The following is a 13,554-nucleotide window of genomic DNA, read 5'->3' on the forward strand; positions in this document are numbered from 1 at the left end:
GGGAGACCCGCATGAACGCCCCTATCCAGGCGCCGAAGAATGGCGCCAAGCAGCAACAACCCCGTACCGCCATCGCCGCGCTGTGGAAGCCGGCGCTGGTGCAGGCCTTCGCCAAGCTCGACCCGCGCCAGCTCAAGCGCTCGCCGGTGATGCTGGTGGTGGAGCTGACCGCCGTGGTGACCACGGTGCTGTGCTTGATCCCCAACCCGGCGGTGTCCACCGGCCTCGCCGTGCAGATCGCCCTGTGGCTGTGGTTCACCGTGCTCTTCGCCAACTTCGCCGAGGCCCTCGCCGAAGGCCGTGGCAAGGCCCGCGCCGACAGCCTCAAGGCCGGCAGCCAGGGCCTCAGCGCCCGCCGTCGCACTGCCTCCGGGCAGTTCGAGACGGTGGCCGCCAGCAGCCTGCGCCGCGGTGACCTGGTACGCGTCGAGGCCGGCGAGCTGATTCCCGGCGACGGCGAGGTGGTCGAAGGCATCGCTGCCGTCAACGAGGCCGCCATCACCGGCGAATCCGCACCCGTGATCCGCGAGTCCGGCGGCGACCGCTCGGCGGTCACCGGCAATACCCGCGTGGTCTCCGACTGGCTGCTGGTGAAGATCACCGCCAACCCGGGCGAGTCGACCCTGGACCGGATGATCGCCCTGGTGGAGGGTGCCAAGCGCCAGAAGACCCCCAACGAGGTGGCGCTGGACGTCCTGCTGATCGGCCTGACGCTGATCTTCCTGCTGGTGGTCGCCACCCTGCAGCCCTTCGCCCGCTTCGCCGGTGGCGACCTGCCGCTGGTGTACCTGGTGGCGCTGCTGGTGACCCTGATCCCCACCACCATCGGCGGTCTGCTCTCGGCCATCGGCATCGCCGGCATGGACCGCCTGGTGCGCCTCAACGTCATCGCCAAGTCCGGCCGCGCCGTGGAGGCGGCGGGCGACGTGCACGTGCTGCTGCTGGACAAGACCGGCACCATCACCTTTGGCAACCGCCGTTGCAGCGCACTGGTCAAGGCCCCGGGCGTGAGCGGCAAGGAGCTGTCCGACGCCGCGCTGCTGGCATCGCTGGCCGACGACACGCCGGAGGGCAAGTCCATCGTCGACTACCTGCGTGCCCTCAGCGCCATGGTCGAGCCGGCCCGCGATGAGGTCACCGCCATCGCCTTCAGTGCCGAGACACGCCTCTCCGGGGTGGACTGGAACGGCCACAGCTACCGCAAGGGTGCGGTGGACGCGGTGCTGGCCTGGGTCGGCATGAGCCGCGCCGAGATGCCCGAGCAGCTGTCCCGCGAGGTCGACAAGATCGCCCAGAGCGGCGGCACCCCGCTGCTGGTGGCCGCCGATGGCAGGCTGCTGGGTGGCATCCACCTCAAGGACGTGGTCAAGCCCGGCATCCGCGAGCGCTTCGCCGAGCTGCGGCAGATGGGCATCCGCACCGTGATGGTCACCGGCGACAACCCGCTGACCGCTGCCGCCATCGCCGCCGAGGCGGGGGTGGACGACGTGATCGCCGAGGCCACGCCGGAGAAGAAGCTGGCGCGCATCCGCCAGGAGCAGGGCGAGGGCAAGATGGTCGCCATGTGCGGCGACGGCGCCAACGATGCGCCGGCGCTGGCCCAGGCCGACGTCGGCCTGGCGATGAACGACGGCACCCAGGCCGCCCGCGAGGCCGCCAACCTGGTGGACCTGGACTCCGACCCGACCAAGCTGCTGGACGTGGTGCAGGTGGGCAAGGAGCTGCTGGTGACCCGGGGTGCGCTGACCACCTTCTCGGTGGCCAACGACGTGGCCAAGTACTTCGCCATCCTCCCGGCCCTGTTCGCCGGCATCTACCCGCAGCTGGGCGTGCTCAACCTGATGCAGCTGCACAGCCCGCAGAGCGCCATCCTCTCGGCCATCGTGTTCAACGCGCTGATCATCATCGCGCTGATCCCCCTGGCCCTGCGCGGGGTGCGCGTGCAAGCCGCCGACGCCGCCAGCCTGCTGCGTCGCAACCTGCTGATCTACGGCCTGGGCGGGCTGGTGGCGCCCTTCATCGGCATCAAGCTGATCGACATCCTGCTCACCGCCCTGCACCTGGTCTGATGCCTTTCCCCCTCTCCACGGAGAGGGGACTTAATCCGAGGAACTGAATATGCTTACGCAACTCCGTCCCGCCCTGAGCCTGCTGGCCCTGATGACCCTGATAACCGGCGTCGCCTACCCGCTGTCCGTCACCGCCGTCGCGCAACTGGCCTTCCCGGCGCAGGCCAACGGCAGCCTGGTGCGCGACGCCAAGGGCGATGCACGCGGCAGCCTGCTGCTGGCGCAGCAGGTGGAGGGGGCCCAGTGGTTCCAGCCCCGCCCCTCGGCCGGTGGCTATGCCACGGTCGCCAGCGGTGCCAGCAACCTGGCCCCTAGCAACCCGGCGCTGGTCGAGCGCATCGCCAAGGACGCTACCGAGCTGGGCGCGCTGGGGCAGGGCCCGGTGCCCATGGCCCTGGTCACCACCTCCGGCAGCGGCCTCGACCCACACCTGCCGCTGGCCGCCGCGCGCTACCAGATCCCGCGGATCGCCGAGGCGCGGGGCATTCCCGCCGCGACCCTGGAGCGCCTGGTGGAACAGCAGGCCGAGCGCCCGCTGATCGGGCCGGCGGTGGTCAACGTATTCGCCCTCAACCTGCGACTGAACGAGATGCCTGAATGAGTGATGCCGGCCGTGCCGATGCGTTGTTGGCCGACCTGCCGCGCGAAGGGCGCGGCCGGCTGAAGGTCTTCCTCGGTGCCGCGCCGGGCGTGGGCAAGACCTTCGCCATGCTGCAGGCGGCCCAGGCGCAGTTGCGCCAGGGCGTCGACCTGCGTGTCGGCGTGGTCGAGACCCACGGCCGCGCCGAGACCGAGGCGATGCTCGCCGGGCTGCCCCAGCAGCCGCTGCGGCGCCTCGAATACCGGGGCGTGCCGCTGACCGAGATGGACCTGGACGGCATCCTCGCCGCGCCGCCGAAGCTGGTGCTGGTGGACGAACTGGCCCACAGCAACGCCCCCGGCAGCCGCCACGCCAAGCGCTGGCAGGACGTGCAGGAACTGCTCGCGGCCGGCATCGACGTCTACACCACGGTCAACGTCCAGCACCTGGAAGCGCTCAACGACCAGGTGCTCGACATCACCGGCGTGCAGGTGCGCGAGACCCTGCCGGACTGGGTGCTGCAGGAGTCCGACGAGATCCTCCTCATCGACCTGCCGCCGCGTGAGCTGCTGGAGCGCCTGCGCGAGGGCAAGGTCTACGTGCCCGAGCAGGCCCGCGCGGCCATCGACGCCTTCTTCTCCCAGACCAACCTCACTGCCCTGCGCGAACTGGCCATGCAGACCGCCGCCGCGCGGGTCGATGCCGATCTCAACCGCCGCTATCGCCTGCAGGGCCAGGAGGCGCCGACGGTGCGTGGCCGCCTGCTGGTGGGCGTGGACGGCAGCGAGCAGGCCGAGCGCCTGGTGCGCCACGCCTGCCGCGTGGCCGAGCGCCGCCACCTGCCCTGGAGCCTGGTGCACGTGGACACCGGCGGCACGCAAAGCGAAGAGGCCCGCACGCGCCTGCAGGCGGCCCAGCAACTGGCCGAACGCCTGGGGGGCGAAGTGGTGACCCTGCGCGCCGAAGGCGTGGCCAGCACCCTGATCGAACACGCCAACGAGCGCCGTGCCAGCCTCCTGCTGGTGGGCCGCAGCCGGCAGCGCCTGCGCCGTCGCTGGCTCGGGCGTGGGGTGGCGGAGCGCCTGCTGCGCCAGGCCGAGGGACTGGAGATCAGCGTGCTGGACACCGACGCCGACGCGCGCCCCGCCAGTGCCCGGTCGCGCCACCCGGTGCCCCTGGGCGACTACGGCCTGGCCCTCGGCGCCGCGCTGGCCGCCAGCGCCCTGGCCTGGGGCGCCTACCAGGTGCTGGCGCTGCCGAACATCTCCCTGGTGTTCCTCGCCGCCGTGCTGCTGGTGGCGGTGCGCAGCAGCCTGGGTCCGGCGCTGCTCTGCGCCGGTGTGTCGTTCCTGGCCTACGACTTCCTGTTCATCCCACCGACCTTCTCCCTGACCATCGCCCGCCAGGAAGACGTGCTGACCCTGCTGTTCTTCCTGCTGATGGCCGGGCTCACCGGCAACCTGGCCTCGCGCCAGCGCCGCCAGCTGCAGGCCCTGCGCGCCACCCAGACGGAAACCACCGCGCTGCTCGACCTCTCCCGCAAGCTCACCGCCGCCACCGACCGCCAGGCCGTGCTCAGCGTCGCGGCCCAGCAGTTCATCCCCTGGACCGACGTCGAGGTGTGCCTGCTGGCGCGCAGCCGTGATGGCGTGTGGAAGGTCGAGGCCGGCGTGCAGCGCCTGCTGGCGGACCAGGAGCGCGCGGCGGCGGAGTGGTCCTGGCAGCACGACCAGGTGGCCGGGCTCGGCACCGGCACCCTGCCCAGCGGCCGCTGGTGGTGGTTGCCGCTGTCCGGCGAGGAGGGGCCGCTGGCGTTGCTCGGGGTCAGCCCGCGTGACGGTGCGCCGCTGCCCGCCGAGCGCCGCCGATTGCTGTCGGCGCTCGGCCAGCCCCTGGCCCAGGCGCTGGCGCGCGCGCAGTTGGCCGAAGACCTGGAGGCCGCACGCCTGCATGGCGAGACCGAACAGCTGCGCAGCGCGCTGCTGGCCTCCGTTTCCCACGACCTGCGCACGCCGCTGACCGCCATGCGCGGCTCCATCGACAGCCTGCTGGCGCTCGGCGAGGCGATCCCCCTGGAGGACCGCCGCGAGCTGCTGGAAGGCACCCGCGATGAGGCCGAGCGCCTCGACCGCTACATCCAGAACCTGCTGGACATGACCCGCCTCGGCCACGGCGGCCTCAAGCTGGCCCGCGACTGGGTGGCGCCGGTGGACATCGTCGCCAGCGCCCTGCAGCGCCTGCGCCCGGTGCTGGCGCCGCTGAAGGTGGAGACCGTGCTGCCCGCCGAGCTGCCGCTGCTCTACGTGCACGCCGCATTGATCGAGCAGGCGCTGGTCAACGTGCTGGAGAACGCCGCGCGCTTCTCGCCGAGCCAGGGCCGCCTGCGCGTGGCGGTGACGGCCGACTCCGAGGAGCTGCGCTTCGCCGTCAGCGACCAGGGGCCCGGCATCCCGGCCGCCGAGCGGGAGAAGATCTTCGACATGTTCTACACCGCTGCCCGTGGCGACCGGGGCGGGCAGGGCACCGGGCTGGGCCTGGCCATCTGCCAGGGCATGGTCGGCGCCCACGGTGGCCGCGTGACGGTGGGCGAGGGGCTGGACGGCAAGGGCACCACGCTCACCCTGCACCTGCCGCTGCATCCGCAGCCGGTGCTGGAGGAGGAGGCGGGTGATGGCCCGCTGTAGGAGCGGATTCATTCGCCATGCGGGCCGCAGGACCGCCGCGTGCGACCCGGTGCGGCGTTGCCGCCCTGGGCGAATGAATTCGCCCCAACACGATTCGGTAGCCAACGGATTTCGAAGGACAAGATGACGACCAACCAACCAACCCTCCTGGTGATCGACGACGAGGCGCAGATCCGCAAGTTCCTGCGCATCAGCCTCACCGCCCAGGGCTACAAGGTGCTGGAAGCCGCCAACGGCACCGAAGGCCTGGCCCAGGCGGCCCTGGCGCGGCCGGACCTGGTGGTGCTCGACCTGGGCTTGCCGGACATGGACGGCAAGACGGTACTGGCGGAGCTGCGCGAGTGGTCGGCGGTGCCGGTGCTGGTGCTTTCCGTGCGCGCCAGCGAAGGCGAGAAGGTGCTGGCCCTGGACGGCGGCGCCAACGACTACGTGACCAAGCCCTTCAGCGTGCAGGAGTTCCTCGCCCGCGTACGGGTGCTGCTGCGCCAGGCCGGTGGTGGCGAGCAGCAGGAGGCGGTGGTCGAAAGCGGCCCGCTGAGTGTCGACTTCGCCTACCGCCGGGTGACCCTCGATGGCGCCGAGGTGGCGCTGACCCGCAAGGAATACGCTGTGCTCGCCCAGCTGGCGCGGCACCTGGGGCGGGTGGTGACCCAGCAGCAGTTGCTCAAGGACATCTGGGGCCCGACCCATGTCGAGGACACCCACTACCTGCGGGTGGTGGTCGGCCACCTGCGGCTGAAGCTCGGCGACGACCCGACCGAGCCGCGCTTCATCGTCACCGAGGCCGGGGTCGGCTACCGCCTGCGCGAGGGCTAGCCGTACGACTTCCTCGTAGGTCGGCGAGTGCGCTGTAGGGGCGACTTCAGTCGCCAAGCGGCGCGGCGCGCCGCCTCTTCCGTGGGAGCGAATTCATTCGCGATTGGTCGGCACTGCGGTGTCGCTCTGCGCTGGCGCCCACCCGGCGAATTGTCGTCCCGTGCCCGCTTTTTGCGCGTGGTACTTCCCCCGCTGTGTTGCGCGACCCGAATCCGTCGTCTAGCGCTTAATCCAGGCGCCTGGCGCCATTCGTTGCCGGAAGGAAGACATGCAACAACTGCTCGACGAGATCCTCGATGAAGTCCGCCCGCTGATCGGGCAGGGCAAGGTGGCCAGCTACATCCCGGCATTGGCCGGGGTGACGGCGAACCAGCTGGGCATTGCGGTGTACAGCAATGAGGGCCAGCTCTATTGCGCCGGTGACGGGCGCACGCCGTTTTCCATCCAGAGTATTTCCAAGGTCTTCAGCCTGGTGCAGGCGATCCAGCATTCGGGCGAGGATATCTGGCAGCGCCTGGGCCACGAGCCGTCGGGACAGCCGTTCAATTCCCTGGTGCAGCTGGAGTTCGAGCGCGGCGTGCCGCGCAACCCCTTCATCAACGCCGGGGCCTTGGTGATCTGCGACATCAACCAGTCGCGTTTCGCCGCACCGGCGCTGTCGATGCGTGATTTCGTGCGGCGCCTGAGCGCCAACCGCGACGTGGTGGCGGACGAGGTGGTGGCGCGCTCGGAGTACCAGCACCGCGCGCGCAATGCGGCGGCGGCCTACCTGATGCAGTCGTTCGGCAACTTCCACAACGATGTCGAGGCCGTGCTGCGCAGTTACTTCCACCACTGCGCGTTGCGCATGAGCTGCGCGGACCTGGCCCTGGCCTTCAGCTTCCTGGCCAACGAGGGGGTGAGCCCGCACAGCGGCGAGGCGGTGCTGAGCGGTCGGCAGACCAAGCAGGTCAACGCGCTGATGGCCACCAGCGGCCTGTACGACGAGGCCGGCAACTTCGCCTACCGGGTCGGGCTGCCCGGCAAGAGCGGGGTGGGGGGCGGCATAGTCGCGGTGGTGCCGGGGCGCTTCACCGTCTGCGTGTGGTCGCCGGAGCTCAATGCGTCCGGCAACTCGGTGGCGGGCATGGCGGCGCTGGAGAAGCTCTCCGAGCGCATCGACTGGTCGATCTTCTGACTCAGTCCTGTTCGTACTTCTCCAGGGTGTCGCGGGCGATCTGGCGGCCCAGCTGGATCAGCTCCGGCGCCTTGTAGAACTCGAAGAAGCGGCACACGCGCTTGGGCACGTTGATCAGGACGTCCGGCGGGTAGCCGGCGATCTTGTACTGCGCCAGCGACGTCTGCATCACCTCGAAGCTCTGGTTCACCAGGTCCAGCAGCGAGGCCGGGCCGACGCTGGCGACCACCTGCGAGCCGCTGGCCGAGCTCGGCGCGCCTTCCTTCTGCGGGGCCGCGGCCGGCTGCTGGGCGCCGGGTGCAGCAGCGTCCTCGACCCAGGGATTGGCGATGGGCGCGGTGGCGCCTTCGAGCAGCAGTTCCTCGTCGACGCCGCGCTTGCGGAAGGGCAGGCGCTCGCCGAGGGAGCTCATCATCTGGTCGATGCGGCCCTTGAAGGCCGGCGGTCGTTCGATCACCGGCAGCTGGTACTGCTTCTGGTTGGTGGAGTTGAGGTTGACGGCGATGATCAGGTCGCAGTGGCTGGAGACCACCGGCACGATGGGCAGCGGGTTGAGCAGGCCGCCGTCCACCAGCATGCGCGAGCCCTGCATCACCGGGGTGAACAGGCTGGGGATGGCCGCCGAGGCGCGCATGGCCTGGTGCAGGCAGCCTTCCTGGAACCAGATTTCCTGCTGGTTGGTGAGGTCGGTGGCGACGGCGGTGTAGGGGATGGCCAGGTCTTCGATATCGATGTCGCCGACGATCTCGCGGATGCGCCCGAACACCTTCTCGCCCCGGATGGCGCCCAGGCGGAAGCTGACGTCGAGCAGGCGCAGCACATCGAGGTAGTCCAGGCTCTCGGTCCACTCGCGGTATTCGTCCAGCTTGCCGGCGGCATAGATGCCCCCGACCACCGCGCCCATGGAGCAGCCGGCGATGCAGGCGATCTCGTAGCCCCGCGCCTCGATTTCCTGGATCACGCCGATATGGGCATAACCCCGGGCCCCGCCGGAGCCGAGGACCAGTGCGACACGCTTGCTCATGACTTCACCTTTTCCTACACAAGGGGCAGACGATACCTGTGGGGAAGGGCGAGGCCAAGTGAATGGGCGTCTCCTTGTGGCGGGAATGCTACGGTCCCTTGAAAAGCTGGCCTGGAGGGCGCTGGGCGGAATTTTTCCTGTTCCGTACCGTCTCAACCACCATTAGACTCATGGCCATTTCACATCCCGAGGAGAACCCCCATGAAAGCCTGGATCAGCCTGCCCTTGATCGTGCTGGTGCTCGCCGGTTGCGCTGGCAAGACGGCCTACCGCGACAGCTGCGGGTCCCAGCTCGACGCGGCCTGGAGAGAACTCGACCTGGCCAAGGCCGAAGGCTTCGCCGGCACCGTCAGCTACTCCAAGGCGCTGGGCCTGCTCACCGCGGCCAAGACCGAGCAGCAGTTCGAACGCTTCGAGGGCTGCACCGCCAAGGCCGACAAGGCGCGTTTCTACATCCGCGAGTCCCGCGCCGGGCGCTGAGGCGCCGGAGTGGCAAGGGCCGGGGCATGCCCCGGCTTTTTTGTGGGCGCGTACTGGCCTGAGGACGCGGGGACGCAGTGGAACGTGCCTCGCCTCAGTGCCCGCCGGCATCGCGCATAGCCCTTTCCTATCCGTATTATCAAAGAAATATCTTGTTTAATCTGCCGTCTCGCTCCTAATATCCAAGTAATTACTTGTGTAAATGACCTGGAGAGACGCCTGATGGACACCACTGCCTCCCTCGATTCCCAGCCCACCGCCAGTTGGGGCGAACTGCTCAGCGGGCGCAACGGCCTGATGGCGGTGGCGCTCACCGGCGGTGTCGCCCTGCACGCGATCAACGTGCACATCGTCACCACGGTGCTGCCGTCGGTGGTGCGCGAGATCGGCGGGCTGGATTGGTACGCGTGGAATACCACCCTGTTCGTGGTGGCCTCCATCGTCGGTGCCGCGCTGGCATCGCGCCTGCTCGCCGTCGGCGGGCCGCGTGGCGCGTGCCTGGCGGCGCTGGTGTTGTTCGCCCTGGGCTCGGTGGGGTGCGCGACGGCGCAGACGATGCCCTGGATGCTCGCCGCGCGGGCGGTGCAGGGATTGGGCGGTGGCCTGCTGGCGGCCCTGAGCTATGCGCTGATCCGCGTGGTGTTCGCAGCGCCGCTGTGGCCGCGCGCGGTGGCGCTGGTGTCCGGCATGTGGGGCGTGGCGACGCTCTGTGGCCCGGCCGTGGGGGGCTTGTTCGCCGAGGCCGGGCACTGGCGCTGGGCCTTCTGGTCGCTGCTGCCGGTGGCCCTGTTCCAGGCCCTGCTGGTAATGGCCCAGTTGCGCCCGCGCACCGATGACGCCGAGGCGGACGCGCTGCCGGGCATCCCGGTGCTGCAGATCGGCCTGCTGGCCGCCTCGGTCCTGGCGGTGGCGGCGGGCAGCCTGTCGCCGCAGCTGCCCCTGCAAGCCCTCGGCGTGGCCGTGGGGCTGGCCCTCGGGGCGCTGGCGCTGGGCTGGGATCGTCGCGCGACCGTGCGCCTGCTGCCGTCCGGTGGCGCTTCGCTGGGCAGCGCGCTGGGCGCCGTCTATGCCTGCGTGGCCTTGCTGCTGGCGGGGACCACCACCGAGATCTTCGTGCCCTATTTCCTCCAGGTGCTGCACGGCCAGACGCCGCTGCTGGCGGGCTACTTGACGGCGGCCATGGCCGGTGGCTGGAGCCTGGGGTCGCTGCTGTCGTCCGGACGCCACGGCGCGGGGGCGGTGCGCCTGCTGCGCGGCGGGCCGGTGCTGTGCGTGGTCGGGCTGCTGGCCCTGGCAGTGCTGATTCCGCTGGCGGGGGAGCTGGCTTATGCGCTGCGTACCCTGCTGGTGGGCGTTGCACTGGCGGCGGTGGGCGCGGGCGTGGGCATCGGCTGGCCGCACCTGCTGACCCGGGTGCTGGAGCTGGCGCCGCGTGGCGAGGAGAGTGCGGCATCCACCGCGATCACCACGGTGCAGCTCTACGGCATGGCCATCGGCGCGGCGCTCGCCGGCCTGGTGGCCAACGCCTCCGGGCTCAGCGTGCCGGGGGGCGTGGCCGGCGCCCAGTCGGCGGCGGCCTGGCTGTTCGCAGGCTTCGCCCTGGCACCGCTGCTGGCCGCAGTGCTGGTCCGGCGCGTGGTCGGGCGGGCGGATTAGCAGGCTGCGTCGTCTCCATGTTTCAGCGGCCTGTTAGACGATCGCCGACTTTCCACGCGGGGGAGGGCGCGGGGCATAATCCACCCATCCCCCTCTCGCTTCCCCGGAGCCCCCGATGCAGCTCGATTTCACCACCCTCAGCCCGCTGGACGCCTATCGCTGGCTGGCGTCCACCGTCACTCCACGCCCCATCGCCTGGGTTTCCAGCCAGGCCGCCGACGGCACCCTGAACCTCGCCCCCTTCAGTTTCTTCCAGGTGATCAGCGACGCGCCGCCGACGCTGATGGTGAACGTCAACAACCGCGCCGACGGCAGCCTCAAGGACACCCTGCGCAACGTGCAGGAAACCGGTGAGCTGGTGATCCAGCTGGTGTCCCATGCGCTCGCCGATGCGATGAACGCCAGCTCCGCGCAGCTGCCGAGCGAGGTCAGCGAGTTCGAGGCCTGTGGCATCGCCAGCGAGCCTTCCGTGCGCGTGGCCCCGCCCCGGGTCAAGGGCGCGCCGGTGGCCTTCGAGTGCCGGCTGGTGGAGGTGCAGCCCTACCCGCGCGAGAACCCCAACTGCCACCTGATCTTCGCCGAGGTGCTGCTGGCCCATATCGACGATGCGGTGCTCAACGAGCAGGGACGCGCCGACCCGCACCGGCTGGACCTGGTGGGCCGCCTGGGCGGCAGCGCCTATGTGCGTACCCGGGACACCTTCAACCTGGTGCGCCCGAGCTGAACGGGCACCGTCTTCGGGCGCTGGGGTGATGATTCTGGCGCCGATTCCCTGGCGTTCGCTCTGAAAGCGACCTCGACTTAGCTAAAACCTCCAATCGGCCGCCCCCTGGCAGGGTTATGGCTTGTCGCCAGCATGGTCTCGCTCCTAAGTTCACGCTGTTGTCCCGGCAGCCTGTGAGGCGAGGCCGGCCATCCGGCGAGGAGGAGTCCCCATGGCATCGGTTCTGCAACGTGGTATCGCCAGCCTCGGTACGGCGAAGAAGCTGACCCTGGGGTTCGGCGTGGTGCTGCTGCTCACGGCGGTCGTGGCCGCCACGGGCTTCTCCGCGCTGCGCAGCGTGGCCGACGGCGCCGCCCTGCTGGAGCGCACCAACGCGCTGGGGGGCGAGGTGCTGCGCATCCGCCTGATCGAGAAGGACTACGCGCTTACCGGCGATGCCAAGCAGGCCGAGGCGCTGCGCCAGGCGACCCAGGCGTTGCAGGAGCACGGCCAGGCATTGGGAGCCGACCTCGGTGGCGCCAGCCAGCAGACGCTTGGGCAGGTGGAGCAGGCGGTGACCACCTACCGCGCGGCCTTCGACCGCTATGTGGAGCTCACCGACAACATGCGCCTGTCCCTGGAGGCGGCCAACTGGCTGGTGGTCAGTGCCTCCAACAGCCTCGACGTGCTGCAGTCGGGCCTCAACGAGGACGGTGTCGACCTGCTGAAGAGTTCCCAGGGCGCGGAAGGCGCCGAGATGGTCGCCCAGGGCGGCGAGATCAGCCGTGTCTACCAGTCCCTGCTGCTGGCGTTGAACCAGGCCCGCGTGCGCCTGGAGCAGAGCCGCAGCAGCGGCGATATCGACGAGAGCGCCATCCAGGAGGCGCTGGACGCGCAGAAGCTCGCGGGCGAGCTGCGCGAGAGCATGAAGGACCCGGGCTACGCCGCAGTGCTCACCGAGGTGATCGGCAATATCGATTCGTTCAACGACCGACTCAAGGAATACACCGGCCACCTGCGCCAGCAGAAGGTGGAGTACCAGGCGCTGGTAGGCGCCGCAGAGGTGATAGTCGGCGCCGTCGACCAGGCCTACGGGCAGCAGAAGGAGGCGATGCTCGCCCAGCAGCGCGCGAGCTCCCTGCTGATCCTCTCGGCCAGCGCCCTGGCGCTGCTCATCGGCCTGGCGGCCACGGTGCTGATCGCGCTGCTGATCGTGCGGCCGTTGCAGCGGGTGATCGCGGTGGCGCGGCAGATATCCGCGGGCGATCTCAGCGTCGAGATCGAGGTTGACCGCAGCGACGAGGTGGGCCAGTTGCTGGAGGCCATGCGCGGCATGTCGGCCAACCTGCGCGACATGGTCGGGCGCTTGCAGGGCGGGGTGGCGCAGATTTCCTCCTCGGCCCAGGCGCTGTCCTCGGTCACCGAGCAGACCCGCGTCGGCGTCAACGGCCAGAAGCTGGAGACCGACCAGGTGGCCACCGCCATGAGCCAGATGACCGCCACGGTGCATGAGGTGGCGCGCAACGCCGAAGCGGCCGCCGCCTCGACGCAGAGCGCGGACAGCAAGGTCAGCAGCGGCAGCGAGGTGGTGCGCCAGACCCTGGGGCGGATCAACCAGCTGGCGACGGCCATGCAGGCGGCGACCCAGAGCATCGAGCAACTGAGCCATGAGACCCAGAGCATCGGCTCGGTGCTGGACGTGATCAAGAGCGTGGCCGAGCAGACCAACCTGCTGGCCCTCAACGCCGCCATCGAGGCGGCACGTGCCGGCGAGCAGGGGCGCGGCTTCGCCGTGGTGGCCGACGAGGTGCGCGCACTGGCCAAGCGCACCCAGCAGTCCACCGCCGAGATCGAGCGGCTGGTCGTCACCCTGCGCGATGGCGTGCGGCGCTCCGTCGAGCGCATGCAGGAAAGCGGGACGCTGGTGGAGATGACGGTGCAGGACGCCAACCACACCGAGCTGGCCCTGAGCGGCATCGCCGAGGCGGTGTCGGTGATCCACCAGATGAACCAGCAGATCGCCGCCGCCGCCGAGCAGCAGAGCGCCGTGGCCGAGGAGATCAACCGCAGCGTCACCAGCATCCGTGACATCGCCGACCAGTCCGCGCTGGCCATGGAGGAAACCGCCAGCTCCAGCACCCAGCTCGCTTCCCTGGGCCGGGACCTGCAGGCGATGGCAGGGCATTTCCGTTTGTGACCCCGGGGCTGCCGATGTGGGAGCGGTTTCAACCGCGAATGGCAGGGTGCCTGGCAATCGCGAATAAATTCGCTCCCACAGGACGGCGTACCGGCAGCTCTGGCGCAGCGTTTCGCCGGGGTGGACCTGGCGCACGGTTTCGTCAGCAAAAATTGCAGGGCGCTTTGC

At 69.9% G+C, this 13,554-nt stretch carries 9 protein-coding genes and 2 pseudogenes; 10 read left to right on the forward strand and 1 reads right to left on the reverse strand.

Annotation, left to right across the window (positions count from 1 at the left end):
* Positions 1-11: 11 nt before the first annotated feature.
* The 5 genes from kdpB to glsB all read left to right on the forward strand — a co-directional run bounded on the left by kdpB (position 12) and on the right by glsB (position 7,326).
* The gene (gene kdpB / locus WFQ67_RS09725; RefSeq protein WP_337056694.1) at positions 12-2,069 is read left to right on the forward strand and encodes a potassium-transporting ATPase subunit KdpB; all 2,058 of its coding nucleotides are present in this window, start codon (positions 12-14) and stop codon (positions 2,067-2,069) included.
* A gap of 49 nt (positions 2,070-2,118) precedes the next feature.
* Positions 2,119-2,670: a potassium-transporting ATPase subunit KdpC gene (gene kdpC / locus WFQ67_RS09730; RefSeq protein ID WP_213628982.1), complete on the forward strand. Its 552-nt coding sequence runs from the start codon at positions 2,119-2,121 to the stop codon at positions 2,668-2,670.
* The gene (locus WFQ67_RS09735) at positions 2,667-5,333 is read left to right on the forward strand and encodes a sensor histidine kinase (protein ID WP_213628983.1); all 2,667 of its coding nucleotides are present in this window, start codon (positions 2,667-2,669) and stop codon (positions 5,331-5,333) included. Before kdpC ends, WFQ67_RS09735 begins: the two co-directional genes overlap by 4 nt.
* Positions 5,334-5,456: 123 nt before the next feature.
* Positions 5,457-6,149, forward strand: coding sequence for a response regulator (locus WFQ67_RS09740; protein WP_213628984.1), 693 nt, complete (start codon positions 5,457-5,459; stop codon positions 6,147-6,149).
* Between the two features lie 268 nt (positions 6,150-6,417).
* Positions 6,418-7,326 carry a glutaminase B gene (glsB, locus tag WFQ67_RS09745; RefSeq protein WP_213628985.1) on the forward strand — a complete coding sequence of 303 codons (909 nt, stop codon included), beginning with the start codon at positions 6,418-6,420 and terminating at the stop codon, positions 7,324-7,326.
* A gap of 1 nt (position 7,327) precedes the next feature.
* Here the strand turns inward: glsB and WFQ67_RS09750 are convergent, their stop codons facing one another.
* Positions 7,328-8,350 (reverse strand): patatin-like phospholipase family protein, encoded by a 1,023-nt coding sequence (locus WFQ67_RS09750; RefSeq protein ID WP_337056695.1) that lies wholly within the window; start codon positions 8,348-8,350, stop codon positions 7,328-7,330.
* Between the two features lie 201 nt (positions 8,351-8,551).
* Between WFQ67_RS09750 and WFQ67_RS09755 the strand changes: the two genes are divergently transcribed.
* From WFQ67_RS09755 to WFQ67_RS30365, 5 genes and pseudogenes are all read left to right on the forward strand, one after another.
* Positions 8,552-8,830, forward strand: coding sequence for a hypothetical protein (locus WFQ67_RS09755; RefSeq protein WP_111261393.1), 279 nt, complete (start codon positions 8,552-8,554; stop codon positions 8,828-8,830).
* 222 nt (positions 8,831-9,052) lie between these two features.
* Positions 9,053-10,486 (forward strand): MFS transporter, encoded by a 1,434-nt coding sequence (locus WFQ67_RS09760; protein WP_337056696.1) that lies wholly within the window; start codon positions 9,053-9,055, stop codon positions 10,484-10,486.
* 115 nt (positions 10,487-10,601) lie between these two features.
* On the forward strand, positions 10,602-11,210 hold the full coding sequence (locus WFQ67_RS09765; RefSeq protein ID WP_173173931.1) for a flavin reductase family protein: 609 nt from the start codon (positions 10,602-10,604) through the stop codon (positions 11,208-11,210).
* A 1,090-nt stretch (positions 11,211-12,300) separates the two neighbouring features.
* Positions 12,301-12,531 (forward strand): annotated as a pseudogene (locus WFQ67_RS30360) (HAMP domain-containing protein); the annotation flags it as partial.
* A gap of 345 nt (positions 12,532-12,876) precedes the next feature.
* Positions 12,877-13,386 (forward strand): annotated as a pseudogene (locus WFQ67_RS30365) (methyl-accepting chemotaxis protein); the annotation flags it as partial.
* Positions 13,387-13,554 lie beyond the last annotated feature (168 nt).

This window comes from Pseudomonas sp. USHLN015 (assembly GCF_037153275.1).
GTDB lineage: Bacteria > Pseudomonadota > Gammaproteobacteria > Pseudomonadales > Pseudomonadaceae > Metapseudomonas > Metapseudomonas tohonis.